Source organism: Antiquaquibacter soli, from assembly GCF_030580675.1.
GTDB classification, from domain to species: Bacteria; Actinomycetota; Actinomycetes; order Actinomycetales; family Microbacteriaceae; genus Rhodoglobus; species Rhodoglobus soli.
Map to the genome: position 1 here is coordinate 847,565 of NZ_JAUQUB010000001.1, position 22,972 is coordinate 870,536.

Sequence of the window (22,972 nt, forward strand, 5' to 3'; positions counted from 1 at the left end):
GCGATGAACGGGCGCGTGTCGAGGAGCGCGGCGGGCTCGAGCCCGGCGACGGTCTCCGACGTGCGCCAGCGCAACCGTTCGCAGGCCCTGCGGAGCATCATCCTCTCCGGGCAGACGTCCCGGGCGGAGCTCGCCCGCGAGTGCGGACTCTCCGTGGCCTCGGTGACGAACCTCGTGTCCGAACTCATGGAGGAGGGTCTGGTCGTGGAGGCGGGCTCGGTCGCGTCGAGCGGCGGTCGTCCCGTGACGCTGCTCGCCCCGAACCCGTTCGGTGCCTACTTCCTCGGCGCGGACGTCGGGGAGCGCGGTGTCGCTGTCGAGCTCTTCGACCTGTCGATGACGCGCGTCGACCGCGAGTTCCGTGGCGGCCGCGAGGAGGAACGGATCGAGGCGATCTCGCAGGATCTCGACGAGGCCCTCGACGCCCTCCGCGAGCGCAACCCCGAGGCGTGGCCGCGACTCGTCGGCATCGGTCTCGGCCTGCCGGGCATCGTCGAGAACGAGCCCGACGGCCGCCAGGTGCTCTACGCCCAGAGCCTGGGCTGGCCACCGGTAGCTGTCGCCGACCTGATCTCCCACGACATCCCGGTCTTCGCCGAGAACGGCGCGAAGACCCAGGCCATGGCGGAGCTGTGGGACGGCTCCGCGCGCGGCGTGGGCGAGGCGCTCGTCGTGCTGCTCGGTCGCGGTGTCGGCCTCGGAATCGTGAGCGACGGCGAGCTCGCCCACGGCCTGACGAGCTCGGCGGGGGAGTGGGGGCACACCCGCATCGTCCGCGACGGCCGCGAGTGCCGCTGCGGCGGGCGCGGGTGCGTCGAAGCCTACGTCGGCGCCGACGCGATCCTCGCGGCGTGGGCGGAGGCCGGCGGAGTCTTCGACGGCAGCGGGTGGGGGGCGATCGGTCAGCTGCTCGCGGCGGACAGCGCGGGGGATGCCGCGGCATCCGTCGTCGTCGACGACCTGGTCTCGACGCTCGGCGCCGCCCTCGGCAGCCTCGTGAACCTCACGAACCCGGAGCGCGTCGTCATCGGCGGCTGGGTGGGCCTGCGGCTCATGGAGTCGCTCGCCGACCGGGTCGAGGCCGCGACCCGCGAGGTCGCGCTCGAGCGGCCGGGTTCGCAGTTCGACCTCGTCGCATGCCGGTTCGGTGGGGACACCGTAGCGCTCGGCGCGGCGATCATGCCGCTGGATGCCCTGCTCGGCGCCCCTCGGGGCTCGTGGGTCGCGGACTGAGCTGCTGCGTTCAGCCGCGCACCCGGGCAATCCGCTCGCGCGCGTAGTCCTGCGCGCGCGGTCCACCGGAGAGTGCCCGCTCGGCGACGACGAGGGCGGCGCGAGTGAGGAGCTTGACCGGCAGCACCGACCGCCGCAGACCGAGCAGCCGCCGGAACTCGGGCGGCAGCGACGCGACGGCACTTGCGAAGAGCAGCCCGTAGACGCGATCGATGCGCGGTGACAGTCCGGGACGGCGCAGGAACCGCACGACGCTGTCGACGCGATCGTCACGGCGCAGGTGGGGGAGGAACGCCGCGAGGCGGCGGCGCAGCTCGGCTTCTGAGCGCGGCGGGTCGGCGACGCCCATGAGTTCGCCCGCGGTAGCCCAGTCGGCGACGTAGCCGTCGGCCCCGCCCGGGATAGGACCGCCCCACTCGAGGTGGCAGCCGAGGAAGGCGTCCGTGAACGCGAGGTGCACCCACTCGACGAGGTCGGCGTCGTCGGCGGAGTAGCTGCGCCTCTCGCCGTCGTTGGTCGTGTATTCGCCGCGGACGCGCTCGTGGAAGCGCGACACCCTCGCCGTCTCGCGACGGGCGTGCTCGGTCGACCCGTAGGTCGTCACGACGACCCAGCGCACCGTACCGATGAGTCGGCCGAGCGGGTCCTCCTGGTACCGCGACCAGTCGTGCACGCCCGCCATCGCCCCCGGGTGCAGGGCTTGCATGAGGAGCGCGCGGATGCCCGCCACGAGCGTCCCCATTCCCGAGTGCACTGTCCACGCGGGTCCATCAGGGGCGAAGTATCCCGCGTCGTCGCCGTCCGCGATGGCGAGCAACCACGGCGCGGTGCCGTCGGGGGTGCCGTTGAGCGCGAGCAGCAGCTCCTCGCGGAGGGCGGGGCGCTTCGGCATCCCTCGATGCTAACCGCGGGAAAAGATAGCCGCCGCCGAAGCCTGCTGCCTAACCCAACTTTCGAAGTGATCGGCGTAAGCCTCATGCTTCTGGAGGAGATCCTCGCGGGCCTGCTCGAGGCTCCGCTCAAGTGCTTCGCTGGGGCCTTGGTCCATCGGTAGCAGGGCCCGAGCGCGCGCGAAGAATATCCCGTAGCTCCCGGATCGCCTCTTGATGTGCCCAAGGTCCCCGTCGTCGAGGTGCCGGAATAGCACGTCCCGGTCGAGCAGCGCATCGAGGACGTCGCGACCCGAGGCCTCCCATTGCACCGCCATGTCGGCGACGGCATCAACAGCGGAGGCTTCATCCTCGAAACGCCACCAGACATCGGCGATCGGTGGTGATCCTGAAGGATGCAAGCGGTCACGGTACAACCCCAGTGATTCGCCGACCGTCTTCATCATGCGATCGCCCTGCCGCTCACGCCACCACCGCAGCCACGGCTCAGGTGCCATCGCGATATTGATGACGCAAGCGATCTTCTCCGAGGTGTTCCACGAGGAGTTCTGGAAGTTGACGATGGCGACGTCGCCCGCAGCGTTCGTCTTGCGCCAGGTGGGAGAGGAGCCCTTGTATCCGTCACTTCGGAGGACGGGACCGAGCGTATCTCGGACGGCCGTCTTCACGACGAGATGAAGAGACATGGTGACATCGTTTCACGGCAAGCTCCGATCCTCCTATCTGGCGGCGGTCTGGGCCGCGCCCTCGACATGCGCGTGCGGGCCACATCGAGGTGAGATAACCCGGGCCGTCGAGTCGCTCGAATCACCCGACTTCTCACACCTCGGCAGGCAAGGCAGCCCGGCGCTAGGTGCGGAAGGTGGGACTTGAACCCACACGCCCGAAGGCACAGGAACCTAAATCCTGCGTGTCTGCCGATTTCACCACTCCCGCTGGCGCATCCAGCATAGGCGTCCGTATGCTCGACGCATGAGCACCCTCAGCGACCTGCGATCCGACATCGTCGACCACTTCGACCGTCGCTGGCTCGTCTGGGTGGTCGGGATCGTCGCCCTCGTCGTCGGCATCATGATCGGGTACATCATCCCGAGCGGCGGCTTCGGCGGCGCGGCGAGCACGAGCCTCGGTGGCGGAGCGGGCCAGATCGAGCTGCGGCAGGGCGGCCGCTAGCCCCGGCTTGTGGACAACGGGCGGCCCGGATGACCCGGCCGCCGCCACACTGTGCGCATGTCGCACGCCCACACGATCATCACCGAGCGCGTCCGCGAACGCGTGCGCCGCGAGGGCATCGGACTCGACCATGACCGAGCCACGGGGTACGTGCGTGACGAGGTCCGCCGCTACAGCGAGCTCGCGCTCGGCGGCTCCCAACCGCTCCTCGAGGACGAAGCCCGTACCGAGCGCGAGATCGTCGCCGCGCTCACGGGCTTCGGTGCGCTGCAGCCCCTCCTCGACGACCCGGAGATCGAGGAGCTCTGGATCAACGCACCCGATGCTGTGTTCGCTGCGCGCGGCGGGGTGCCCGAGCTCACCAGCATCCGGCTCACCGACGGCGAGGTCCGCGACCTGGTCGAACGGATGCTGCAGAGCTCGGGTCGCCGCGTCGACCTGAGCAGCCCCTTCGTCGACGCGTCGCTGCCCGACGGCTCTCGCCTCCACGTCGCGATCCCGGATGTCACGCGCCGCCACTGGGCCGTGAACATCCGCAAGTTCAACCGCCGCATCCGCGACCTGCAGCGCCTCGTCGCCTTGGGGTCGCTCACCCAGCAGGCGGCGGAGTTCCTGCGCATGTGCATGCTGTCCGGTCAGAACATCCTCGTCTCGGGAGCGACGCAGAGCGGCAAGACGACAATGATCAGCGCCCTCCTCGCGAGCGCCCGCCCGACGGAGCGGGTCGTCACCGTCGAGGAGACCTTCGAGCTCGCGGTCGCCGGTCGGGACTGGGTCGCTCTCCAATGCCGACAGCCCAGTCTCGAGGGGACGGGCGAGATCACGCTCCGCCGACTCATCAAGGAGTCGCTGCGCATGCGACCCGATCGCCTCGTGGTGGGCGAGGTGCGCGAGGCGGAGTCACTCGATCTGCTCATCGCCCTCAACTCGGGGCTACCGGGGTTGTCGAGCATCCATGCCAACAGTGCGCGGGACGCTCTCGTCAAGCTCTCGACTCTGCCGCTCCTGGCCGGGCGCAACATCGACTCCTCGTTCGTCGTTCCGACTGTCGCCGGGTGCATCGACGTGGTGGTGCACTGCGAGTTGGCGCGCGGCGGTCAACGCCGCGTGGTCGAGATCCTCGCGCCGAGCGGCGTCGTGGCGGGCGGCGTCATCGAGGCCAGTCCGATCTTCGCGCTCCGCGACGGGCTGCTCCAGCACACGGGCGGCTACCCGACTCGACTGTCGAAGTTCCGCGCGGCAGGGCTCGAGCCCGCGACCGTGCTGGCGGCGCGATGAGCCTCGCCCTGGGCCTGGCTCTCGGGGCGGGCACCCTGTTGGTGGTCGCGCCGTTCTTCTGGCCGCGGGTCCCCGGTTCGACCCCGCGCCGCAGCGGAAGGATGCACGACCGCCTCGTCCAGGCGGGTCTCCCCGCGGTCAGTCCCGCCGTCGTGCTCGCGGTGAGTGCTGCCCTCGCAGTCGTTGCGGGTGGGCTCGGCCAGGCGCTCCTCGGGGTGCTGCCGCTCTCGCTCGGTCTCGCCGGGGTAGCAGGGTCCCTGCCCGCGGTGCTCATCGGTGCTCGGGCACGGTCGCGCCGTCGTTCGACCCGAGTCATCTGGCCCGATGTCGTCGACCAGCTCGTATCGGCGGTGCGTTCTGGCCTCGCACTGCCGGACAGCCTGGTGACGCTCGCCACGGTCGGCCCGGAGCAGACCCGAGCAGCTTTCGCTGCGTTCGAGCAGCAGTACCGCGCGACGGGAAGTTTCGGGCTCTGCATCGACTCGCTCAAGGACAGGCTCGCCGACCCCGTCGCCGACCGCATCCTCGAGACCCTGCGCATGGCGCGGGAGGTCGGCGGTTCCGAGCTGACCACGGTGCTGCGCGCTCTCGGCGCCCACCTCCGGCAGGAGGCGGCGATCCGCTCGGAGGTCGAGGCGCGCCAGTCCTGGGTAGTCAACGCGGCGCGGCTCGGCGTCGCGGCGCCGTGGATCGTGCTCGTGCTGCTCGCGACGCGACCGGAGGCCGCGGTCGCCTACAACTCGCCCGCGGGGGCGGTGCTCGTCGCCGGCGGCCTCGTGGTGTCGCTCGTCGCCTACCGGCTCATGATCGGCCTGGGTCGGCTGCCCGAAGAACGGCGGTGGTTCGCGTGACCGCGTGGGCGGTGGTCGCCGGTACCGGTCTGGGCCTCGGCTTGTGGATGCTCGCGAGCATGCTCCCGCGCCTCAACCGCCCCCGGCTCGCCCGCCGCGTCGCTCCCTATCTGCAGGATGTCTCGGCGGGAGCCCGCGAGTTCCTCGCGCCTCCGCCTCCCGGCCCGCTCCCGGTGCTCTCCCTGCTCTTGCGGCCGGTCGCCGATCCGCTGTTCCGACTGCTGGGCTCGCTCCTCGGCGGCCCGGAGCAGGTGGCCCGCCGGTTGCGACAAGCGGGGTCACGGCTGAGTGTGGAGGCGTTCCGGAGCCAGCAGGTGCTGTCGGGCATCCTGGGCGCGGTCGTCGGCGTCGGGGTCGCGATTGTTGCCGCCCACGTCGGCCCGGCCGTGCAGGTGGTGCTCGTCGCCGGCTGCGGCGTGGGCGGAATCCTGCTGCGGGATGCCCTCCTTCAGCGCACCGCGAAAGCGCGGCTCGCTCGCCTCTCGAGCGAGCTGCCGGTCATCCTCGAATTCCTCACGCTCAGCCTGTCTGCCGGGGAGGGGATCATGGATGCCCTGCGCCGAGTCGCTCGCACCGGCTCGGGCGAACTCAGCCGCGAGTTCGCCGACGTCGTCACGGCTGTCGGCACCGGACTGCCGCTCGCCGAGACGCTCGCCGCCCTGGCCCGCGACCTCGAACTTCCGCCCCTCACTCGCTGCATCGAGCAGATCACCGGTGCCCTGGAACGTGGCAGCCCGCTCGCCGAGGTGCTGCGCGCCCAGGCTCAGGATGCCCGCGACGACGCGAAGCGCGAACTCCTCGAGGTCGCTGGCCGCAAGGAGGTCGCGATGATGTTCCCGCTGGTGTTCCTCATCCTGCCGGTCACGATCCTGTTCGCGGTATTTCCGGGCATCGTGGTGCTGCAGGTGGGGTTCTAAGAAGGACTCGCCTAGCCTGTCAGGCCGGGATCCGACAACCACACCACTCCGGCGGCTGACACACTCAGCAGGGGCGTCCGCGAGATCTGGCGCCATGGGGACGTCGACGTATCCCATTCGACGATCTCGTACTCGCGTCCACAGGTCTCCCAGCTAGTGCATGGAGCGCGATTGGGCTCAACGTCCCACGGCACACTCGAGAGGCGCCGGAGTTCGGCCTCGGCTTCGTGTCGCTCGGAGAAACTGCCAATCAGTTCCGAGTGCGAGCTGTCCTCGATCACGAACCCCACTTGGCCCACCACCTAACCCGCGCCTCCACGCTCCGCCGCCGCCGAGATCTCCCGCGCCATCCCCGCGAAGATGATCCCGTGCAGGGGCAGCACGGCGAGCCAGTACAGGCGGCCGGCGAGACCTTGGGGGAAGAACACGGCGCGCTGCTTGTAGCGTGAGCCCGCGGCATCCGGGATGGCACTGAGCTCGAGCCACGCGAGGCCCGGCACCTTCATCTCGGCGCGCAACCGCAGCAGCGACGGCTCCGAGTGGCCGCCCCGGTCGATGCGCTCGACGCGCCAGAAGTCCACGGCGTCGCCGACGAGCAGGCGGTCGGGGTTGCGGCGTCCGCGGGTGAGGCCGACTCCGCCGACGAGCTTGTCGAGCACGCCGCGCGCCCACCACGCGAGCGGCCACGAGTACCAGCCGCGCTCGCCGCCGATTCCTTCGATGACCGCCCAGAGCTGCTCGGGCGACGCCGAGGAGACGAGCTCGCGGGTGTCCGTGAAGACGGTGCGCCCGGCCCAGTCCGGGTCGGCGGGCAGCGGGTCGCTGGGGGCGCCGCCGACCGGGTCATCCGCCCAGCTCGTCTCGATGCGCTTGTCGGTCTCGGAGCGCAGCGCCAGCCGCACGGCCGCCCGGTAGCGGGTGAGCCCGCCCTCGGGCGGCGGCACGAGCTCGTCGATGTCGTGGTTCTTCATGACGCACTCGTTCTGCAGCGACTCCACGAGCGGTCGGGCGATCGCGCGGGGGATCGGCGTCACGAGGTTCACCCAGTGCGAGGCGAGGCGCGGGGTGAGCACCGGCAGCGATGCGATCGGCCGCTGCTTGAGCCCCGCCTCGACCGCGTAGCCGTTCATCATCTGGCCGTAGCGCAGCACGTCGGGTCCGCCGATGTCGACGGCGCGGCTCACGCGCTCGGTAACGCGCGCCGCCCCGAGCAGGTAGTAGAGCACGTCGCGCACGGCGATCGGCTGGATGAAGTTGCGCACCCATTTCGGGGCGGGCATGTACGGCAGCACGTCGGTCAGGTGGCGGATCATCTCGAACGACGCCGACCCCGAACCGATGATCACGCCGGCCTGCAGCACGATCGTCGGCACCCCCGACTCGAGCAGGATCCGCCCGACCTCGACGCGCGACTGCAGGTGCGGCGACAGGCGGGCGTCGTCGGGATGCAACCCGCCCAGGTACACGATGCGCGAGACGCCCGAGCGCCGAGCCGCCGTGCCCACCGTCCTCGCTGCGCGCTGGTCGACCGCGTCGAAGTCGCGACCGCCGCCCATCGAGTGGACGAGGTAGTAGAGCACGTCGACGTCGTCGGTCGCGGTGCCGACGGCCGAGGCATCCTGCGCGTCGCCCTCGACGATGTCGACGTCCGCGCCCCACGGGAACTGGCGCGCCCGCTCCGCATCGCGGGCGAGGATGCGCACGCGGTACCCGGCGGACAGCAGCCGCGGCACGAGTCGCCCGCCCACGTAGCCGGTCGCCCCGAGCACGAGCGCGCGCGGCGCGGAGCCGTCGGGGCGGGGGAGGGCGACGAGTGCGGGCTCCCGACCGGTAGGGGCGGTGAGGTCGGTCATTGCCTCACTCTACGACGGCGACCTGCTCGTCTCGCCGATAGTCTGGTCTGCCGCTCACCCGCACGAAAGGACACCCGCATGACCCGTCGCCTCATCAGCTCAGGCTCCACCTTCGAGGCGCAGATCGGCTACTCGCGCGCCGTCGTCTCCGGCGACTGGGTGTTCGTCTCCGGTACGACCGGCTACGACTACTCGACGATGACGATCTCCGACGACGTGACCGAGCAGGCGGCCCAGGCGCTGCGCAACATCGGCGCCGCGCTTGCTGAGGCGGGGGCATCCTTCGCCGATGTTGTGCGGGTGCACTACATCCTGCCCAACGCCGACGACTTCGAGGCCACCTGGCCGGCGCTGCAGGAGGTTTTCGGCGACGTTCGCCCGGCGGCGACGATGATCCAGGCCGGGCTCTCGAGCGACGCCATGAAGATCGAGATCGAGGTCACCGCGCACCTCGCGTCGTAGCGCGGAGCGGCGCGGCTGAGCGGCGGAGCGGCTACAGTCGCCCGCTGTTCATCTCGCGGATGATCGCCTCACCCACCGAGTTGCCGGTGGCCTGGGCATCCAGCGGTGCTCCTCCGAACCCGTCACGGAAGACGAGGAGCGTCGCAACCCAGCTCGCGAACACGGCCGCCGCGCGCGCCCGCGGCACGAACGACCCCGCAGGATACTCACCCGACGCGGCGTAGTGGGCGGTCAGAGCATCCTGGGCGCGACCCCAGCCGTGCATGATGCGGCCGGCGATCTCGGGGGAGCCCGTGCCGATGAACTCCACGGTCGGGTGCGGGCCGGGCATCTCGCCGAAGGGCGTGCCGTCCCACCCGTTCTGGACGAGGAAGTCCAGGGCCCGCGCGACGGACTCGTCGATCGGCTCCGCTGCGGGGCGTGCGATGAGCGCGTCCACGAAGTCGTCGAGCCACTCGTCGAAGTAGGCGAGCAGGATCGCGGCCTTCGAGTCGAAGTGGAGATAGATCGTGCGGATCGCCACGTCCGCGGCGCGCGCGATGTCCTCCATGGAGGTCTCGACGTACCCGTCGGCGAGGAAGAGCGTGTTCGCCGCGTGCACGATCCTGCCCCGCGTCGCTTCCTTGCGACGCTCGAAGCGGGTCTTGCCCTCAGCGGTGGTGCTCATCGCTTCACGATAGGCGGCGCGGCTGGGAGCGGGCCGCCGCCACGCAGAGCGGACGGCCTTGTGGATGGTTCGGCGCATCGTCACGCGAGGGCTGGCACCCTTCGACCATGCATCGCCTCGCCGCCTCACTCATCGCCAGACTGACCGCCCGACTCCGCGACGACCGGGGCGACGTGCCCGGCTGGGTGCTCATCACCCTGATGACCGCCGGCCTCGTCATCATCATCTGGGCGCTCGCCGGCCCCGCGCTGAGCTCGGTCTTCCAGCAGGCCATCGAGCGGGTCACCGGCTTCTGACGTGCGCTGGCGGGATGACTCGGGCTCGGCGGTCGCCGAGTTCGTCATGGTCGGCACCCTCCTCGTGGTGCTCGCTCTCGGACTCCTGCAGCTCGCCCTGGCACTCCATGTGCGCAACACGATCGTGGACGCCGCCGCCGAGGGGGCGAGGTTCGGCTCGCTCGCGGAGCGCACGCCGGCGGAGGGTGCGGAGCGCGCGGCCGAGCTCATCGAGTCGGCGATCGGCGGCCTCTACGCGGCCGACGTCACGGCGGGCACGACGGTCTACCTCGGGCGTCCCGCCGTGGTGGTGACAGTGCGAGCGCCGCTGCCGGTGATCGGGCTTCTCGGCCCCGAGGCGATGCTGGAGGTGGAGGGCCATGCGGCGATCGAGTCGCTGGACGGATGACTCCGGCTCCGCCGCGGTCGAGTTCGTCACGGCAGGACTCGTCCTCCTGGTGCCGCTCGTCTACCTCGTGATCGCGATGTCGAGCATCCAGGCCGGCGCTCTCGCCGCCGAAGGGGCGGCGCGACAGGCCGCTCGGGTCTTCGTCCAGGCGACGAGCGTCGCGGATGCCCGTGCCGCGGCCGAGCGGGCCGTGCAGTTCGCGCTCGCCGACCACGGCGTCGAGTCTGCCGAGACAACCGTCACGATCTCGTGCCGACCTTCACCGGACGACTGCCTCCAGCGGCGCGGCCTCGTCACGGTCGAGGTATCGGTCGCGGTTCCGCTTCCCCTCATGCCCCCGGCGATCACGGCGGACATCCCTCTCTCGGTGACGCTGGAGGCGGCGGCGACCCAGCAGGTCTCGCGCTTCCGGGACGAGGGATGACTCGGCGCCGGCCCTCCGACGACGAGGGGTCGATCCTCCCGCTCATCGCGTTCTGCACAGCCTTCGCGCTGGCACTCATCCTTCTCGTCGTTGCGGCGACGTCGCTCTACCTCGAGCGCAAGCGACTTCTCACGCTCGCGGACGGAGCCGCTCTTGTCGGAGCAGAGGCCTTTCAGCTCGACGACGTGCTCTCCCCGTCCGGAGCCGTGCACCTCGATCTCGACGACGCCGCCGTGCGCGACGCCGTGGAGTCCTACCTCGCGGGGATGCCCGCCGACGAGTTCGACGGACTCCGGCTCGAGCGCGCCGAGTCCCTCGACGGACGCAGCGCAACAGTGCGGCTCTCCGCGCAGTGGTCGCCGCCCGTGCTCAGCGTCCTGGTGCCGAGCGGCATCCGTATCGACGTGGAGACGAGCGCGCGGTCAGTCTTCGGCTGAAGTCTCGGTGCTAGTGAGACCCATGTCAGTCTTTGCCGTGCCCGACGAACAGCGATCCGACCCCGAGCCCGATCATGGCGGCACCGCCGGTCGCGCCGAGCACCGAGATGCGCCGGGGCGACCGGGCGAACCAGTCGCGGGCAATTCCGGCGGCAAGCGCCCAGACGCTGTCGGTCGCAAGGGCGATGAGCACGAACAGGGTGCCGAGGACCAGCAGCTGCAGCGGGATCGCTCCGGAGTGGTAGTCCACGAACTGCGGGAGCACGGCGATGAAGAAGACGATCGTCTTCGGGTTGCTCACGCCGACGATCACCCCCTGCACGAGGAGTCGCCCGGGCTTCGCGTGGGCGGGAGCGGCGGCACGGGCATCCATGCCGGCTCGGCGGTGTCGGATCGCCTGAATGCCTAAGTAGACGAGGTAGGCGGCGCCGGCGATCTTCACGATCGTGAACAGCACGACCGACTGGGCGATCACGTAGCCGACGCCGAAGGCTACCGCCGCGACGACGACGAGTCCGCCGATCGCGTTGCCGACGACGCTCACAAGTCCGCCCACTCGGCCGAGGGACAGCGACCGCCCGATGATGAACAGCACGCTCGGCCCCGGCAGCAGGATGATCGGGATCGCGACGAGCGCGAAGGCGACGAGATTGGCGAGCGGGACCATCCTCGAATGCTAGCCGCGCTACCGACCGGGCAGGAACCTCGGCACATAGCGGGCGACCACGGCCGCCCCGACGAAGCCCAGCACCCCCACGGCCCCGGCGGCGACGGAGATGCTCGCGACCGCTGTCAGCCCGGCGAGCACGAGGGGCGCGCTCGCCCCGCCGAGCCCGCCGGTGAACCGCCACGCCCCGAGGAACGGGGCCGGATTGCGCTTGTCGGCGAGATCCGCTCCGAGAGTCATGAGGATGCCCGAGCCGATGCCGTTCGACACCGCGAGCACCATCGCCGCGACGATGAACCACGCGAGCTTCGACGGCACGTCGTGCGTGAACGCGAGCAGCAGGTGCCCGATGCCGAGACCGATGAGGGAGGGCAGGGCGGTCCACAGCCGGCCGAACCGGTCCATGATCGCGCCGCCGGTGTAGAACAGGGCGAAGTCGACGGCGCCCGCGATGCCGATGATGACTGCGGTCGTCGAGTCGCCGACCCCGATGCTCACCGCCCACAGGGGGAGGATGACGTTGCGGCTCGCACGCATCGCCCCGACGATCGCCGCGCCGACGCCGAGCCGCGAGAGCACGGCGCGGTTGGCGGCGATCGTGCGGAACAGGCCGTTCGACTCTCGCTCGACGAGTGCCTCTCCCTCCGTCATCCGTTTGCCCGCCAACCGGGCGGTGCGCACGGCGCCGAAGGTCTCCGTCGGGTCGGGCAGGAAGATCAGGATGAGCGCCGCACCTGCGCACGCGACGAGGTGAACCCAGAACGCGGAGCTCGCCGAGCCGGTGAGCTCGATCATCCCGGCCGTGATGAACGGCCCGATGAAGAAGCCGAGACGGAACACCCCGCCGAGTGTCGACAGGGCTCGGGCGCGATACTCGATCGGCACGAACGTCGTCATGAAGGCGTGCCGCGCGAGCGCGAAGACGGCGGTCGCGAGCCCCACCAACAGGATGCCGAAGCCGAGCGCGAGCGGGTTGGGGGCGATGAGGCAGATCACGAGGCCGACGACGGAGAGGGCCGTCGCCCCGATCATCGCGGGCCGTTCTCCGATGCGCGCGATGAGCCACCCGCTGGGAATGTTGCCGACGAGCTCGCCGACGGTGAGCACCGCGGCGACGAGGCCGGCGATCGCGAGACTCGCCCCGAGGTTGTTCGCGGCGATCGGGATGATGGGGATGATCGCACCCTCGCCGATCGAGAACAGCAGGGTCGGCAGCAGCGCTGGCAGCAGTATCGACTTCCAACGGAACGGCTGCTGCGGGGACGACATCGCTCTCGATGCTACGCCGCGGCTCCCGGCGGAGCGTCCGCCCAGCACGCGCCGGTAGGCTGGACGCCGACATGGACGAGCTCGATTTCACTGACGACATTGCGGCCCTCCGCTCCACCTTCGCCGACATCCGCAGCGTCATCGGCATCGAGGGCCTCCAGAAGGAGATCGCCGAGCTGAGCGAGAAGGCGGGCGCCCCCGACCTGTGGGACGACCCGGATGCCGCGCAGAAGGTCACGAGCGCGCTCAGCCACCGCCAGTCCGAGCTCGCCCGCATCACGAGCATCGAGAACCGCCTCGACGACCTCGAGATCATGGTCCAGCTCGCGAACGAGGAGCAGGATGCGGGTGCCGCCGCCGACGCGCGCGCCGAGCTCGCCGCCATCACGGCGACCCTCGGCGATCTCGAGGTGCAGACCCTCCTCGACGGCGAGTACGACCAGCGGCCCGCGGTGATCACGATCCGCGCCGGCGCGGGCGGGGTGGATGCCGCCGACTTCGCCGACATGCTGCTGCGCATGTACCTCCGCTGGGCGGAGAAGCACAAGTACCCCGTCACCGTCATGGACACGTCGTACGCGGAGGAGGCGGGCATCAAGTCCGCGACCTTCGAGGTCGACGCGCCGTACGCATTCGGCACGCTCAGCGTGGAGGCCGGTACGCACCGCCTCGTGCGCATGAGCCCGTTCGGGGCGGCGGGAAAGAGGCAGACGAGCTTCGCGGCGGTGGAGGTCATCCCGCTCCTCGAGGAGGCGACGACGGTCGACATCCCCGAGAACGACATCCGCGTCGATGTCTTCCGCTCCTCGGGTCCCGGCGGTCAGTCGGTCAACACGACCGACTCCGCGGTGCGCATCACCCACCTCCCGACCGGCATCGTCGTGTCGATGCAGAACGAGAAGAGCCAGATCCAGAACCGCGCCGCCGCGCTTCGCGTGCTCCAGTCGCGACTGCTCATCCTGCAGCGCGAGCAGGAGGCCGCCACCAAGAAGGAGCTCGCGGGGAACATCACCGCGAGCTGGGGCGACCAGATGCGCTCGTACGTGCTCGCGCCGTACCAGATGGTCAAGGACCTCCGCACCGAGTACGAGGTGAACAACCCCACGGCCGTCTTCGACGGCGACCTCGACGGCTTCATCGCCGCCGGCATCAAGTGGCGCAAGCGCGTGGTCGAGGACTAGTCACCTCCTGCGCCACAATGGGCGCATGGATGACGCGGGCGACGAGCGCTGGCACCTGCTGCCCGGGTCGCGACGAGCCATTCAGGTCGACAGCTGGGCGGGGCTCAGCGCACTGTTGTTCGATCCGCCCGTCGGACTGCTCCTCCTGCCCGTAGTCGCGCTTGTGGCTGGACTCATCAAGGCCTCCAATCGCACCGGCGGAGTGGAGATCGCCCCGGAATCCCGTCGACTGCGTCGGGGGCGACGCAAGGTCGAGGCATCCGACGTCTACGCCGCTCGACTTCTTATCGACGTCGACAACTACTCGGCCCTCGATCTGCAACTCGATGCCCCGCGACTGGCCTTCCGCATCCAACTCCACGATGGCCATTCGATCGTTCTCGACGACCGCGCCCGCGAGCTCCTCCTCGACCTCCTGCCGCACACCTCGATCGCCATGCCCGAGAGCCAGTACGACCCGAAGGGCAAGTTCGCGAAGTACAACTTCCCTTCGCACATTACGAAAGCAGAGGCGATCACACTCATGGAGGAGCCGCCGGGACCGGGCGACCCCCTCCCGATCCCCGGGTAGCGCGAATCCTGGGAATCCGGCGCGCGCGGGTGTCGCTGCGGGGGATACTGACACGTCTACTTAGGCTGACCCCGTCATGATTCGCTTTGATTCCGTCACCAAGGCATACGCAGGCACCTCTCGGCCCGCGCTCAATGGCGTGAGCCTCGAGATCCTCAAGGGGGAGTTCGTCTTCCTCGTCGGCGCTTCGGGCTCCGGCAAGTCGAGCTTTCTCCGGCTCATCCTCAAGGAGGAGACGCCGACGAAGGGCCAGATCCACGTCCTCGGCCAGCACCTCAACGCCCTCCCGAGCCGCAAGGTCCCGTACTTCCGCCGCAACCTCGGCGTCGTCTTCCAGGATTTCCGGCTCCTTCCCAACAAGACGGTGTTCGACAATGTCGCCTTCACCCTGCAGGTGATCGGCAAGAGCCGCGGGTTCATCCAGGAGGCGGTTCCGGATGCGCTCAAGATGGTCGGTCTCGCCGGCAAGTCGAACCGCTTCCCGCACGAGCTCTCCGGCGGTGAGCAGCAGCGCGTCGCGATCGCTCGCGCCGTCGTCAACAAGCCGGCGATCCTTCTCGCCGACGAGCCGACGGGAAACCTCGACCCGGCGACCTCAGCAGGCATCATGACCCTCCTCGAGCGGATCAACCTCGGAGGGACGACCGTCGTCATGGCGACCCACGACGCGGGGATCGTCGACCAGATGAAGCGCCGCGTCATCGAGCTCATCAGCGGCCAGATCGTGCGCGACGAGCGCCAGGGCGGCTATCAGACCCAGGCCGTGCCGACCGTGCAGGGCTTCGCCCGACCGGATGCCCCGACCCCCGCCCCGTCGACCTCGGCGTTCCCCCTCTCCACGGAGGTCGCCCCGTGAGGCTCGGACTGATCCTCGGCGAGGTCGCGAACGGACTGCGCCGCAACGTGAGCATGGTCGTCTCGGTCGTGCTCGTGACCTTCATCTCGCTCACCTTCGTCGGCGCCGCGATCCTGCTGCAGATGCAGATCGGGCAGATGAAGGGCTACTGGTACGACCGGGCCCAGGTCGCCGTGTACATGTGCACGGCCGTCGACACCACCGGCAACTGCACGCAGACCGCAGCCACCCAGGCGCAGATCGACGCGGTCGAGGCCCAGTTGCAGTCCGCCGCGCTCGCGCCCTACATCGAGCGCTACGAGTTCGAGACCCACGAGCAGGCTTACGCCAACTTCCAGGACCAGTTCGCCGACAGCCCCATCGCGGCGTTCGTGACGCCGGAGACTCTCAACGAGAGCTTCCGCGTCAACCTCATCAACCCCGCCGACGCCGACATCCTCATCGAGAGCCTGTCCGGTGCCGCCGGAGTGCAGAACGTGGAGGATCAGCGCGGCTACCTCGACCAGATCTTCTCCGTGCTCAACGCGGCGAGCTACACGGCCATCGGGGTCGCGGCGCTCATGCTCATCGCGGCGGTCCTGCTCATCGCGACGACGATCCGCCTCAGCGCGTTCTCTCGGCGGCGGGAGCTCGGGATCATGCGACTCGTCGGTGCCTCGAACCGGTTCATCCAAACCCCCTTCATCCTCGAGGGGGTGTTCGCAGCACTCATCGGATCGCTCCTCGCGGGGGCGGCGATCGTCGCGATCGTCCAGTTCTTCGTGCAGGGCTACCTGCAGTCGACCCTGCAGGCGACGACGACGCTCGTGGGGTTGAGTGACGCCGTCGTGGTCGTGCCGATCCTCGTGGTAGTCGGCGCCGCGCTCGCCGCGGCCTCGGCGGGTGTCGCGATCAGCCGATACCTGAAGGTCTAGCTCGCCCGCTGATACACTGGTCGGCTCACCAACGACAGGAAGATCCGACCATGCCCAGGGACCGCGGCCAGAAGGTCGTCGCCAGCAACCGCAAGGCTCGCCACGACTACCTCATTGAGGACACGTATGAGGCGGGCCTCGTGTTGACCGGCACCGAGGTCAAGTCGCTGCGCGAGGGCCGCGCGAGCCTCGTCGACGGGTACGGCTTCATCGACGGGGGAGAGGCGTGGCTCGACGCCGTGCACATCCCCGAGTTCAACCAGGGCTCATGGACGAACCACCCGCCGCGCCGCAAGCGCAAGATGCTCCTCCACAAGGCGCAGATCCTGAAGATCGCGAACAAGATCAAGGACGGCGGCTACACCCTCGTGCCGCTCTCGATCTACTTCAGCGACGGCAACGCGAAGGTCGAAATCGCGGTCGCGAAGGGCAAGAAGGAGTACGACAAGCGCCAGGCCCTTCGCGAGCGGCAGGACAACCGCGAGGCCGAGCGGGCGATGCGCTCGCGCAACAACCTGGGCGAGTAGCCGCTCCTCCCGGATCGCGAGCGCACTAGGCTTCCGCCGTGACGATCTCCGGAATCGGCGGGCTCTTCTTCCGCAGTCGCGACCCCGAGGCGCGCGCGGCGTGGTACCGCGAGCACCTCGGCATCCACGCGGGTCAGGACGGCATGTGGGAGCAGGACGCAGGGATGACCGTGTTCGCGCCGTTCCCCGCGAACAGCGACTACTTCGACGCCGAGCAACCGTTCATGCTGAACCTGCGTGTCACCGAGCTCGATGAACTCGTCGACCGCCTCGAGCGCGCCGGTATCGCCGTCGAGCAGCGGCCGGAGTGGGACACCGAGTACGGGCGCTTTGTGCGCATCCACGACCCGGAGGGGCTCCCCCTGGAGCTGTGGGAGCTGCCGAGCTAGCTCGCGACGAAGCGGGCGTCGACGACGGATGCCACGGCGATCTCCTCGGGCTTGAGCGCGAGTTGGGGCGCCCCGCCCGCCGCATCGAAGGAGCTCTTCATCGCGGCGCGGTACATCGGCGCCGGGGCGGCCCCGCCTCCGCCGGACGGGTCGCCGAGCATCCCGGGGTCCGCGAGGGCGATCGCGGTGACCGTGCCGAGGCCGATGCTCTGTGCGAAGACGCTCGCCTTGGCGACGGCATCCTTGACCGCGCGCGAGCGCACCTCGACCGTGGCGGACGTGCGCGTCGCATCCGTGAGGCCCCACTCGATCGAACCGACGCTCGCATGCTCGATGGCGGCGACCTGCTCGACCCACCGCGCGAGGGCCTCGAAGTCCTTGAACTTCACGGAGAAGTCGACCGCCGCATGGAAGACGGGGTCGAGCTGCTTGCCTTCGTTGTTCCAGGGCCGCTCCGACCAGACGCGGACGCTGTCCGACGACCACCACGTCACCGGGCCGGCGTTCTTGTCGATGAGGGGCTCGATGAGCCCGCGAACTGCGTCGCTCGCGGCGACCGCGTCCCCGAAGACGGTCTCGCGATCGGGCCCCCACGCGTGGATGCCCGCCCCCACGGTCGCCCGCTCGGCGGGGTACCAGGCGCTGTACTCGCCCTGCACGGTGATGACGGTCTCGGCCATGCGGCTCCTCTGCTCCGGGGTGGGTGCAAGAATCCTCGCATAGCGACCCTGGGAGAAAGGGCGTACAATAGAAGGCTGCCTCAGGGCAGCGATTGATAATTCCACAGCGCGATAGCGGCCCGTTTCGAGGGGATGATCGGTTTCGACATTGCCTGCAAAACTGCGAGAAGCGGGTCGAGGACGCACGGTTATCTCGTAAACGATCCGTGCAAAACAATAAGTGCCGATTCTAAGAGCACTGTCTCGGCTAAGGCCGACTTCGCCCTCGCGGCGTAAGTTCATCCTTACCCACTAAAAGAGACCGTCAGCCCGGGAATGCCCTCTACCCGGTGCCTGGCGTCATCCAGAGGGATTGCTGCACGGTTGAGCCTCAGGGCCGCGCGGGACTTTCACTGAGACTGGGCCTGTCGACTTAGGTGCTTGTGGCAAAGGTCGGGGCCGAGTAGAACGCTTTCACAAGCTACGCCCGTAGAAGGCGCAGGATTACAGCGATGGACGGGGGTTCAATTCCCCCCATCTCCACCACCGGCCGTGAGGCCCGGGCCGCTATCGCGTTGTGAGTACTCCCTCGGGAGTACCCCTCATTCATCCCTGCGAGTGATGCCGCAGCGGCGCTGCTCGGCGAGGCTGGAGCCATGACAGAGCTCAGGCCTCCCCGCATCCTCATCGTCGACGAAGAGGAGCCCATCACACATCTGCTGTCGGTCGCGGTCGAGCTGGAGGGCTGGCACGCGAGGTCCGCCGCGGACGGCGCGAGCGCTATCAGGGAAGTGGCCCGCTTCGAACCCGACATCATCCTCATCGACGTCGGACTGCCTGACGTGCCCGGCACCGAGGTCGTCGCGTTCCTGCGCGAGCGCGGGATGACGACTCCGGTGGTGTTCCTCACGGGGCGGTCATCCCACGAGGACCGTCTCGCCGCCTTCGCATCCGGCGGCGATGACTTCGTCACCAAGCCGTTCGGGCTGGAGGAGGTCATCGACCGCTTGCACCCGATCATCCGTCGGCTCGGACTGGCCCCGACGAGCCGGACGGTAGCCGATCTGGTGCTCGACGACGAGGCTGGGGTGGCGTGGCGTGGCGACCAGTTCCTGCCGCTGACGCCGCTGGAGTACGAGATGCTCCACGCTCTCGCCGAGCGCCCCGGCGCACGGATGTCGGTGGGCGAGCTGATCCGTGCGACGGCGGTGCGCGGCATCCGCGTTCCCCGCGACTTCGCCGATCGCATCCTCGGACGCGTCAAGGACCTCGTCAACGGAGCCGGGCGCGCGCTCGTGCACGGGGACGACGGAGGCTGGATGCTCGCTGCCGGCTGATCCCCGGAGCCCTCAGGCCGCGTGAGCCCGGTGCGCTCGCTCGAGCATCGCGAGCGCCTCGTCCCACGACAGGGACTGCCCGACCTCGACGGCGTGCGCGAGGTGGGCCCCCTCGAGCGCGACGAAGACGTTGCCGACGCGGTGGATGTACCCGAGCCGCACGGTCGCGCGGTGAACGGCGTAGGTGTCGTCGTCGATCAACTCGATCGCGGGCTCGTTCCGCGAGAACTGCTGTGCTGCGAGCTGTGCCGAAGTCGCCATGACACCCCCTGGAGTCGTTGCACCCCCGAACGGGGTACGTCAAATGTAGGTCGGGAGGAGGGATGCGTCACCGGGTTGACATCGCTGCGCAACTGTGCGGATCATGGTCCCATTGCAGAGGTGCGACCTTGGCCCGGGGACTACCCGCCTCACCGGTCGGGAGCACCGGTACTAGGGGTGGTAGTGCAATCGTGATCCGTGATGCCAATACCGACTTGTCGGCTCGAGCGAGTCTGACGCGCCGGGGGAGACTTGTGAGCGCCTTCGTCGAGATCGGTAGCGATCTCGACCCCGGCTCGGCTCAGAGGCGCAATCCGCTTATCGTGCGGCGGTTGCGCCTCTACGACGACGGGGCCGAGTTCCCGCGCGACGACCCTGGCGGCTCCACGTCGCTCCTCATCCAGATGTATCACGGGCTGATCCCGGCCACCGAGGAAGCCATCGACCGGGTCATCCGACTGGGCGAGCTCGCTGGGTCCCCCGCGGCGACCCAACCGGTGTTCGCGATGATCCAGGAGCTCGGTCGGTCGCTCGTCGTGCCGAACTACTTCGCCTTCTCGATCGAGCCGGCGTGGGCCAGGACCCTCGGCCAGCTCATCCAGGTGATGACCGGCATCGCGCCCTCGCCGGCAGTAGTCGCCTCGGCCCGCCGATCGCAGATCGCACGCATGGTCGAGCGGTTCTCGAGCGATCCCCGGCTGAGCTCCGACACCATCGCCGAGACGCTCGGGGTATCCCGCCGCACCCTCTACGACCTGACCGCGACCGAACTCGGCGGCATCAGCGAGCACATCCGTGCCACGCGAGCCCGTCGTGCGGCCGAGATGCTCCGGCTGCCCGAGGCGCTCCCGCTCGTCGAGATCGCCCAGCGCGCGGGGTTCTCCTCCGAGAAGCAACTGCGCCGAGCGCTCCAGTCGGTGTTCGACGCGACCCCCGCCGCGATTCGAGGCGCGGCGGGCGAGGGCGAGCTCAGCGCTTAAGCACCGAGGGGCGCCCCCTCTCGGGAGCGCCCCTCGGCTACGTGCCGGATCTAGCGCGCCGTGCCGGCGAGCGATCCCTCGACCTGACCCGCGGGGTCGTAGACGAGGCAGAGGATCTCTCGGTCGCCGCTCGCCCAGCTCTCCTCGGTCGGGTAGTAGTACGCGTAGCCGAGCGTCGACTCCTCGTAGGCGATGCCCACGTAGCCGGCGAACTCCGCCTCGCAGTCCGTGTTGGCCTGGTCGAGGACCGCGTCCTCGCCAGGGTAGTCGCCGTCCGGGATCATGATCGAGGCGTAGGCCTCGCTGTCGTGCGGCTCGGCGCAGTCGATCGTCGGAACGGTGCTGACCTCGCCGGTGGCGGTGCCGTCGTTGAGGCAGTCGCCGACCTTGATGGTGAACACGTCGGTGTCGGTCCCGTCCGAGGGGTCGACGTCGATCGGGGTGTTGGTGACGTTGCCCAGCAGGCTGCAGCCGGAGAGCACGACAGCTGCGGCCCCCACGGTCAGCGCGGCGAGGGTGCGGGTCCAGACCTTGTCACTGGTGATGGTCATCGCTTCACTCTTTCTGTGTGTTTCTGCATTGCGGTGCAGGATTCGATTGAGCCTAGCGAAAACTGTGCCCCGCGTTTGGGGTACACGCTGCATCGAATCGATTAAGGTTTAGCCTCGCAGTGCCTCGAGCACGGCGTCGTGCAGGAGCCCGTTCGTCGCGAGGGCGGACCCCGACCACGGTCCGGGCTGCCCTTCGACCGAGCTGAAGCGGCCGCCGGCCTCCTCGACGATGGGAATGAGCGCGGCCATGTCGTACGGCTTCAGGTCGAATTCGCCGACGATGTCGAGCGACCCCTCGGCGAGCAGCATGTACGACCACATGTCGCCGATCGCCCGTGACCGCCACACGGCCCGGGAGAGCCTGACGACATCGTCGAGCCGACCCTCGCCGTCCCAGCCCTGGAGGCTGTTGTAGCTGAGGGATGCATCGGCCAGCTCCGCCACTCCGGATACCGCGAGCCGACGCGGCTCACCGCCCTCGCTCATGCCCCACGCGCCGTGCCCCGCCGCCGCGTACCAGCGCTTGCCCAGTGCGGGGGAGCTCACGACGCCGACGACCGGCACGCCGTCGATCGCGAGCGCGATGAGGGTGCCCCAGATCGGGACCCCGCGCAAGAAGTTCGCCGTGCCGTCGATCGGATCGATGATCCACTGGCGCGACCCCGCGCCCTGGGTTCCGTACTCCTCGCCCAGAATCGAGTCGTGCGGGCGCGCCGCCTCGATACCGGCCCGGATGCTGCGCTCGACCGCCTGATCCGCGTCGGTCACGGGAGTCCTGTCGGGCTTCGTGGTGACGACGAGGTCCACGGCGTGGAACCGGTCGAGGGAGATGAGGTCGGCATCGCCCGCGAGGGCGAGAGCGAGGGCGAGATCGTCGGAGCGGGAGTACTCGGTCACGAACCCAGCGTACTGATGAGCCGCTGGAACGAATCGAGCCGGAGTCGCCCCGACTCGCCGAGCACGCCCTCGTCGACGGCCTCGATGATCGCGCAGTCGGGCGAGTCGGGCAGGTGGGTGCATCCTCGCGGGCAGTTCTTCGCGATTTGCGCCAGGTCGCCGAACGCGCCGAGGATGTTCGCGGGATCGACGTGCCCGAGACCGAACGACCGCACACCGGGGGTATCGACGATCCAGCCCGAGCCGAGGCGGTACGAGACCGTCGAGGACGACGTGTGCCGACCGCGCCCCGTCACGTCGTTGACCCGACCGGTGGCGCGGTTGGCCTCGGGCACGAGCGCATTGACGAGTGTGGACTTGCCCACCCCGGAGTGCCCGACGGCGACGGTCGTGTGGCCGTCGAGGAGCGCCCGGAGCTCGTCGAGGGGCACGGCATCCGACCGGCTGGTCACGATGGTGAGGTCGAGCCCGGCGAAGTTCGCGAGGAAGTCGGACGGGTCGGCCAGGTCGGTCTTGGTGACGCACAGGATCGGGTGGATGCCCGCGTCGTACGCTGCGACGAGGTAGCGGTCCACGAGCCGCGGTCGGGGTTCCGGGTTGGCGGCGGCGACCACGATGAGCATCTGGTCGGCGTTGGCGACGATGATGCGCTCGACGGCGTCGGTGTCGTCGGCGCTGCGGCGCAGGAGGCTCGAGCGGGGGTGGATCCGCACGATCCGCGCGAGCGAGCCCTCGTCGCCGCTCGTGTCTCCCACGAGGTCGACCCAGTCGCCAGGCACGACGGAGATGCGGCCCTCGGGCGAGCGTCCGAGATCGCGCGCCTTCGTCGCCGTCACCTGACGCTCGTCGGCGGTGCCCTCGCCGACCCACACGCCGTAGCGACCTCGATCGACGGTGAACACGTGACCGGGCACGGCGTCGGCGTGATCGGGCCGGTGCTTCGTGCGGGGCTTGCTGCCCTTCGGATTGGGGCGGACCCGGGCCGACGACTCGTCGTACTCCGAGTAGGCCTCGTCGTCGTCGTCGGTGAGCCAGCTCATCCGG

Annotated in this window: 29 protein-coding genes, 1 tRNA gene and 1 other RNA gene; 19 read left to right on the plus strand and 12 right to left on the minus strand. The window is 69.5% G+C overall.

All coding sequences use genetic code 11. The features are described 5' to 3' along the window. The first annotated feature begins 3 nt into the window (after window positions 1–3). Window positions 4–1,233 carry an ROK family transcriptional regulator gene (locus Q5716_RS04110; RefSeq protein ID WP_305001817.1) on the plus strand — a complete coding sequence of 410 codons (1,230 nt, stop codon included), beginning with the start codon at window positions 4–6 and terminating at the stop codon, window positions 1,231–1,233. Window positions 1,234–1,243: 10 nt separating this feature from the next. On the opposite strand, the gene Q5716_RS04115 is transcribed toward Q5716_RS04110, so the two are convergent. The 3 genes from Q5716_RS04115 to Q5716_RS04125 form a co-directional block, all read right to left on the minus strand. Further along, window positions 1,244–2,125, minus strand: coding sequence for an oxygenase MpaB family protein (locus tag Q5716_RS04115; RefSeq protein ID WP_305001818.1), 882 nt, complete (start codon window positions 2,123–2,125; stop codon window positions 1,244–1,246). Window positions 2,126–2,134: 9 nt separating this feature from the next. After that, window positions 2,135–2,809, minus strand: coding sequence for a DUF4304 domain-containing protein (locus tag Q5716_RS04120; RefSeq protein WP_305001819.1), 675 nt, complete (start codon window positions 2,807–2,809; stop codon window positions 2,135–2,137). 168 nt (window positions 2,810–2,977) lie between these two features. Then, window positions 2,978–3,059: transfer RNA gene (locus Q5716_RS04125), tRNA-Leu, on the minus strand. Between the two features lie 36 nt (window positions 3,060–3,095). Here Q5716_RS04125 and Q5716_RS04130 point away from each other — a divergent pair. Genes Q5716_RS04130 through Q5716_RS04145 form a run of 4 tightly spaced genes read left to right on the plus strand, consistent with a single transcriptional unit; the run spans window position 3,096 to window position 6,342 of the window. Beyond that, window positions 3,096–3,296 (plus strand): hypothetical protein, encoded by a 201-nt coding sequence (locus tag Q5716_RS04130; protein ID WP_305001820.1) that lies wholly within the window; start codon window positions 3,096–3,098, stop codon window positions 3,294–3,296. A gap of 57 nt (window positions 3,297–3,353) precedes the next feature. Further along, on the plus strand, window positions 3,354–4,574 hold the full coding sequence (locus Q5716_RS04135) for a TadA family conjugal transfer-associated ATPase (protein WP_305001821.1): 1,221 nt from the start codon (window positions 3,354–3,356) through the stop codon (window positions 4,572–4,574). Next, on the plus strand, window positions 4,571–5,425 hold the full coding sequence (locus Q5716_RS04140; protein ID WP_305001822.1) for a type II secretion system F family protein: 855 nt from the start codon (window positions 4,571–4,573) through the stop codon (window positions 5,423–5,425). Before Q5716_RS04135 ends, Q5716_RS04140 begins: the two co-directional genes overlap by 4 nt. Then, window positions 5,413–6,342, plus strand: coding sequence for a type II secretion system F family protein (locus Q5716_RS04145; protein ID WP_305001823.1), 930 nt, complete (start codon window positions 5,413–5,415; stop codon window positions 6,340–6,342). Before Q5716_RS04140 ends, Q5716_RS04145 begins: the two co-directional genes overlap by 13 nt. A gap of 302 nt (window positions 6,343–6,644) precedes the next feature. On the opposite strand, the gene Q5716_RS04150 is transcribed toward Q5716_RS04145, so the two are convergent. After that, complete coding sequence (locus tag Q5716_RS04150; RefSeq protein WP_305001824.1) at window positions 6,645–8,195, minus strand: SDR family oxidoreductase; 1,551 nt, start codon at window positions 8,193–8,195, stop codon at window positions 6,645–6,647. Window positions 8,196–8,273: 78 nt separating this feature from the next. Between Q5716_RS04150 and Q5716_RS04155 the strand changes: the two genes are divergently transcribed. After that, window positions 8,274–8,657, plus strand: a complete 384-nt coding sequence (locus tag Q5716_RS04155; RefSeq protein WP_305001825.1) for a RidA family protein — start codon at window positions 8,274–8,276, stop codon at window positions 8,655–8,657. 31 nt (window positions 8,658–8,688) lie between these two features. Here Q5716_RS04155 and Q5716_RS04160 read toward each other — a convergent pair whose 3' ends face one another. Next, complete coding sequence (locus tag Q5716_RS04160) at window positions 8,689–9,324, minus strand: TetR/AcrR family transcriptional regulator (RefSeq protein ID WP_305001826.1); 636 nt, start codon at window positions 9,322–9,324, stop codon at window positions 8,689–8,691. A 107-nt stretch (window positions 9,325–9,431) separates the two neighbouring features. On the opposite strand from Q5716_RS04160, the gene Q5716_RS04165 reads away from it, so the two are divergent. Genes Q5716_RS04165 through Q5716_RS04180 form a run of 4 tightly spaced genes read left to right on the plus strand, consistent with a single transcriptional unit; the run spans window position 9,432 to window position 10,869 of the window. Continuing rightward, on the plus strand, window positions 9,432–9,620 hold the full coding sequence (locus Q5716_RS04165) for a hypothetical protein (protein ID WP_305001827.1): 189 nt from the start codon (window positions 9,432–9,434) through the stop codon (window positions 9,618–9,620). A gap of 1 nt (window position 9,621) precedes the next feature. Beyond that, a complete protein-coding gene (locus tag Q5716_RS04170) occupies window positions 9,622–10,008 on the plus strand; it encodes a TadE/TadG family type IV pilus assembly protein (RefSeq protein ID WP_305001828.1) in 387 nt (128 codons plus the stop codon). Beyond that, the gene (locus tag Q5716_RS04175; RefSeq protein WP_305001829.1) at window positions 9,980–10,432 is read left to right on the plus strand and encodes a hypothetical protein; all 453 of its coding nucleotides are present in this window, start codon (window positions 9,980–9,982) and stop codon (window positions 10,430–10,432) included. Before Q5716_RS04170 ends, Q5716_RS04175 begins: the two co-directional genes overlap by 29 nt. Then, entirely contained in the window at window positions 10,429–10,869 is a 441-nt protein-coding gene (locus Q5716_RS04180) for a pilus assembly protein TadG-related protein (RefSeq protein ID WP_305001830.1), read from the plus strand. Before Q5716_RS04175 ends, Q5716_RS04180 begins: the two co-directional genes overlap by 4 nt. Before the next feature lie 25 nt (window positions 10,870–10,894). Here the strand turns inward: Q5716_RS04180 and Q5716_RS04185 are convergent, their stop codons facing one another. Next, the gene (locus Q5716_RS04185) at window positions 10,895–11,536 is read right to left on the minus strand and encodes a LysE family translocator (protein ID WP_305001831.1); all 642 of its coding nucleotides are present in this window, start codon (window positions 11,534–11,536) and stop codon (window positions 10,895–10,897) included. 18 nt (window positions 11,537–11,554) lie between these two features. Next, complete coding sequence (locus tag Q5716_RS04190; protein WP_305001832.1) at window positions 11,555–12,805, minus strand: MFS transporter; 1,251 nt, start codon at window positions 12,803–12,805, stop codon at window positions 11,555–11,557. Between the two features lie 71 nt (window positions 12,806–12,876). Between Q5716_RS04190 and prfB the strand changes: the two genes are divergently transcribed. From prfB to Q5716_RS04220, 6 genes are all read left to right on the plus strand, one after another. Further along, window positions 12,877–13,986, plus strand: a complete 1,110-nt coding sequence (gene prfB / locus Q5716_RS04195; RefSeq protein ID WP_305001833.1) for a peptide chain release factor 2 — start codon at window positions 12,877–12,879, stop codon at window positions 13,984–13,986. A 25-nt stretch (window positions 13,987–14,011) separates the two neighbouring features. Beyond that, window positions 14,012–14,557 (plus strand): hypothetical protein, encoded by a 546-nt coding sequence (locus Q5716_RS04200; protein ID WP_305001834.1) that lies wholly within the window; start codon window positions 14,012–14,014, stop codon window positions 14,555–14,557. Between the two features lie 76 nt (window positions 14,558–14,633). Next, window positions 14,634–15,413, plus strand: coding sequence for a cell division ATP-binding protein FtsE (gene ftsE / locus Q5716_RS04205; RefSeq protein WP_305001835.1), 780 nt, complete (start codon window positions 14,634–14,636; stop codon window positions 15,411–15,413). After that, window positions 15,410–16,327, plus strand: a complete 918-nt coding sequence (gene ftsX, locus Q5716_RS04210) for a permease-like cell division protein FtsX (RefSeq protein ID WP_305001836.1) — start codon at window positions 15,410–15,412, stop codon at window positions 16,325–16,327. Before ftsE ends, ftsX begins: the two co-directional genes overlap by 4 nt. Before the next feature lie 50 nt (window positions 16,328–16,377). Continuing rightward, window positions 16,378–16,854 carry an SsrA-binding protein SmpB gene (gene smpB / locus Q5716_RS04215; RefSeq protein ID WP_305001837.1) on the plus strand — a complete coding sequence of 159 codons (477 nt, stop codon included), beginning with the start codon at window positions 16,378–16,380 and terminating at the stop codon, window positions 16,852–16,854. A 38-nt stretch (window positions 16,855–16,892) separates the two neighbouring features. Beyond that, entirely contained in the window at window positions 16,893–17,243 is a 351-nt protein-coding gene (locus Q5716_RS04220) for a VOC family protein (protein ID WP_305001838.1), read from the plus strand. Here the strand turns inward: Q5716_RS04220 and Q5716_RS04225 are convergent. After that, complete coding sequence (locus Q5716_RS04225; RefSeq protein WP_305001839.1) at window positions 17,240–17,923, minus strand: SIMPL domain-containing protein; 684 nt, start codon at window positions 17,921–17,923, stop codon at window positions 17,240–17,242. The genes Q5716_RS04220 and Q5716_RS04225 overlap by 4 nt on opposite strands. A gap of 128 nt (window positions 17,924–18,051) precedes the next feature. On the opposite strand from Q5716_RS04225, the gene ssrA reads away from it, so the two are divergent. Together ssrA and Q5716_RS04235 are read left to right on the plus strand one after the other, a co-directional pair. Next, window positions 18,052–18,448, plus strand: a transfer-messenger RNA (tmRNA) gene (gene ssrA / locus Q5716_RS04230). Between the two features lie 110 nt (window positions 18,449–18,558). Continuing rightward, window positions 18,559–19,239 (plus strand): response regulator transcription factor, encoded by a 681-nt coding sequence (locus Q5716_RS04235; protein ID WP_305001840.1) that lies wholly within the window; start codon window positions 18,559–18,561, stop codon window positions 19,237–19,239. 12 nt (window positions 19,240–19,251) lie between these two features. Here the strand turns inward: Q5716_RS04235 and Q5716_RS04240 are convergent, their stop codons facing one another. Further along, on the minus strand, window positions 19,252–19,500 hold the full coding sequence (locus Q5716_RS04240) for a hypothetical protein (protein ID WP_305001841.1): 249 nt from the start codon (window positions 19,498–19,500) through the stop codon (window positions 19,252–19,254). Between the two features lie 254 nt (window positions 19,501–19,754). Here Q5716_RS04240 and Q5716_RS04245 point away from each other — a divergent pair, with 254 nt between their 5' ends. Then, the gene (locus tag Q5716_RS04245; RefSeq protein WP_305001842.1) at window positions 19,755–20,480 is read left to right on the plus strand and encodes a helix-turn-helix transcriptional regulator; all 726 of its coding nucleotides are present in this window, start codon (window positions 19,755–19,757) and stop codon (window positions 20,478–20,480) included. 50 nt (window positions 20,481–20,530) lie between these two features. Here the strand turns inward: Q5716_RS04245 and Q5716_RS04250 are convergent, their stop codons facing one another. The 3 genes from Q5716_RS04250 to rsgA form a co-directional block, all read right to left on the minus strand. Continuing rightward, the gene (locus Q5716_RS04250) at window positions 20,531–21,031 is read right to left on the minus strand and encodes a septum formation family protein (protein ID WP_305001843.1); all 501 of its coding nucleotides are present in this window, start codon (window positions 21,029–21,031) and stop codon (window positions 20,531–20,533) included. Between the two features lie 108 nt (window positions 21,032–21,139). Then, entirely contained in the window at window positions 21,140–21,928 is a 789-nt protein-coding gene (locus tag Q5716_RS04255) for an inositol monophosphatase family protein (RefSeq protein WP_305001844.1), read from the minus strand. Then, window positions 21,925–22,968: a ribosome small subunit-dependent GTPase A gene (gene rsgA / locus Q5716_RS04260; RefSeq protein WP_305001845.1), complete on the minus strand. Its 1,044-nt coding sequence runs from the start codon at window positions 22,966–22,968 to the stop codon at window positions 21,925–21,927. Before rsgA ends, Q5716_RS04255 begins: the two co-directional genes overlap by 4 nt. Window positions 22,969–22,972 lie beyond the last annotated feature (4 nt).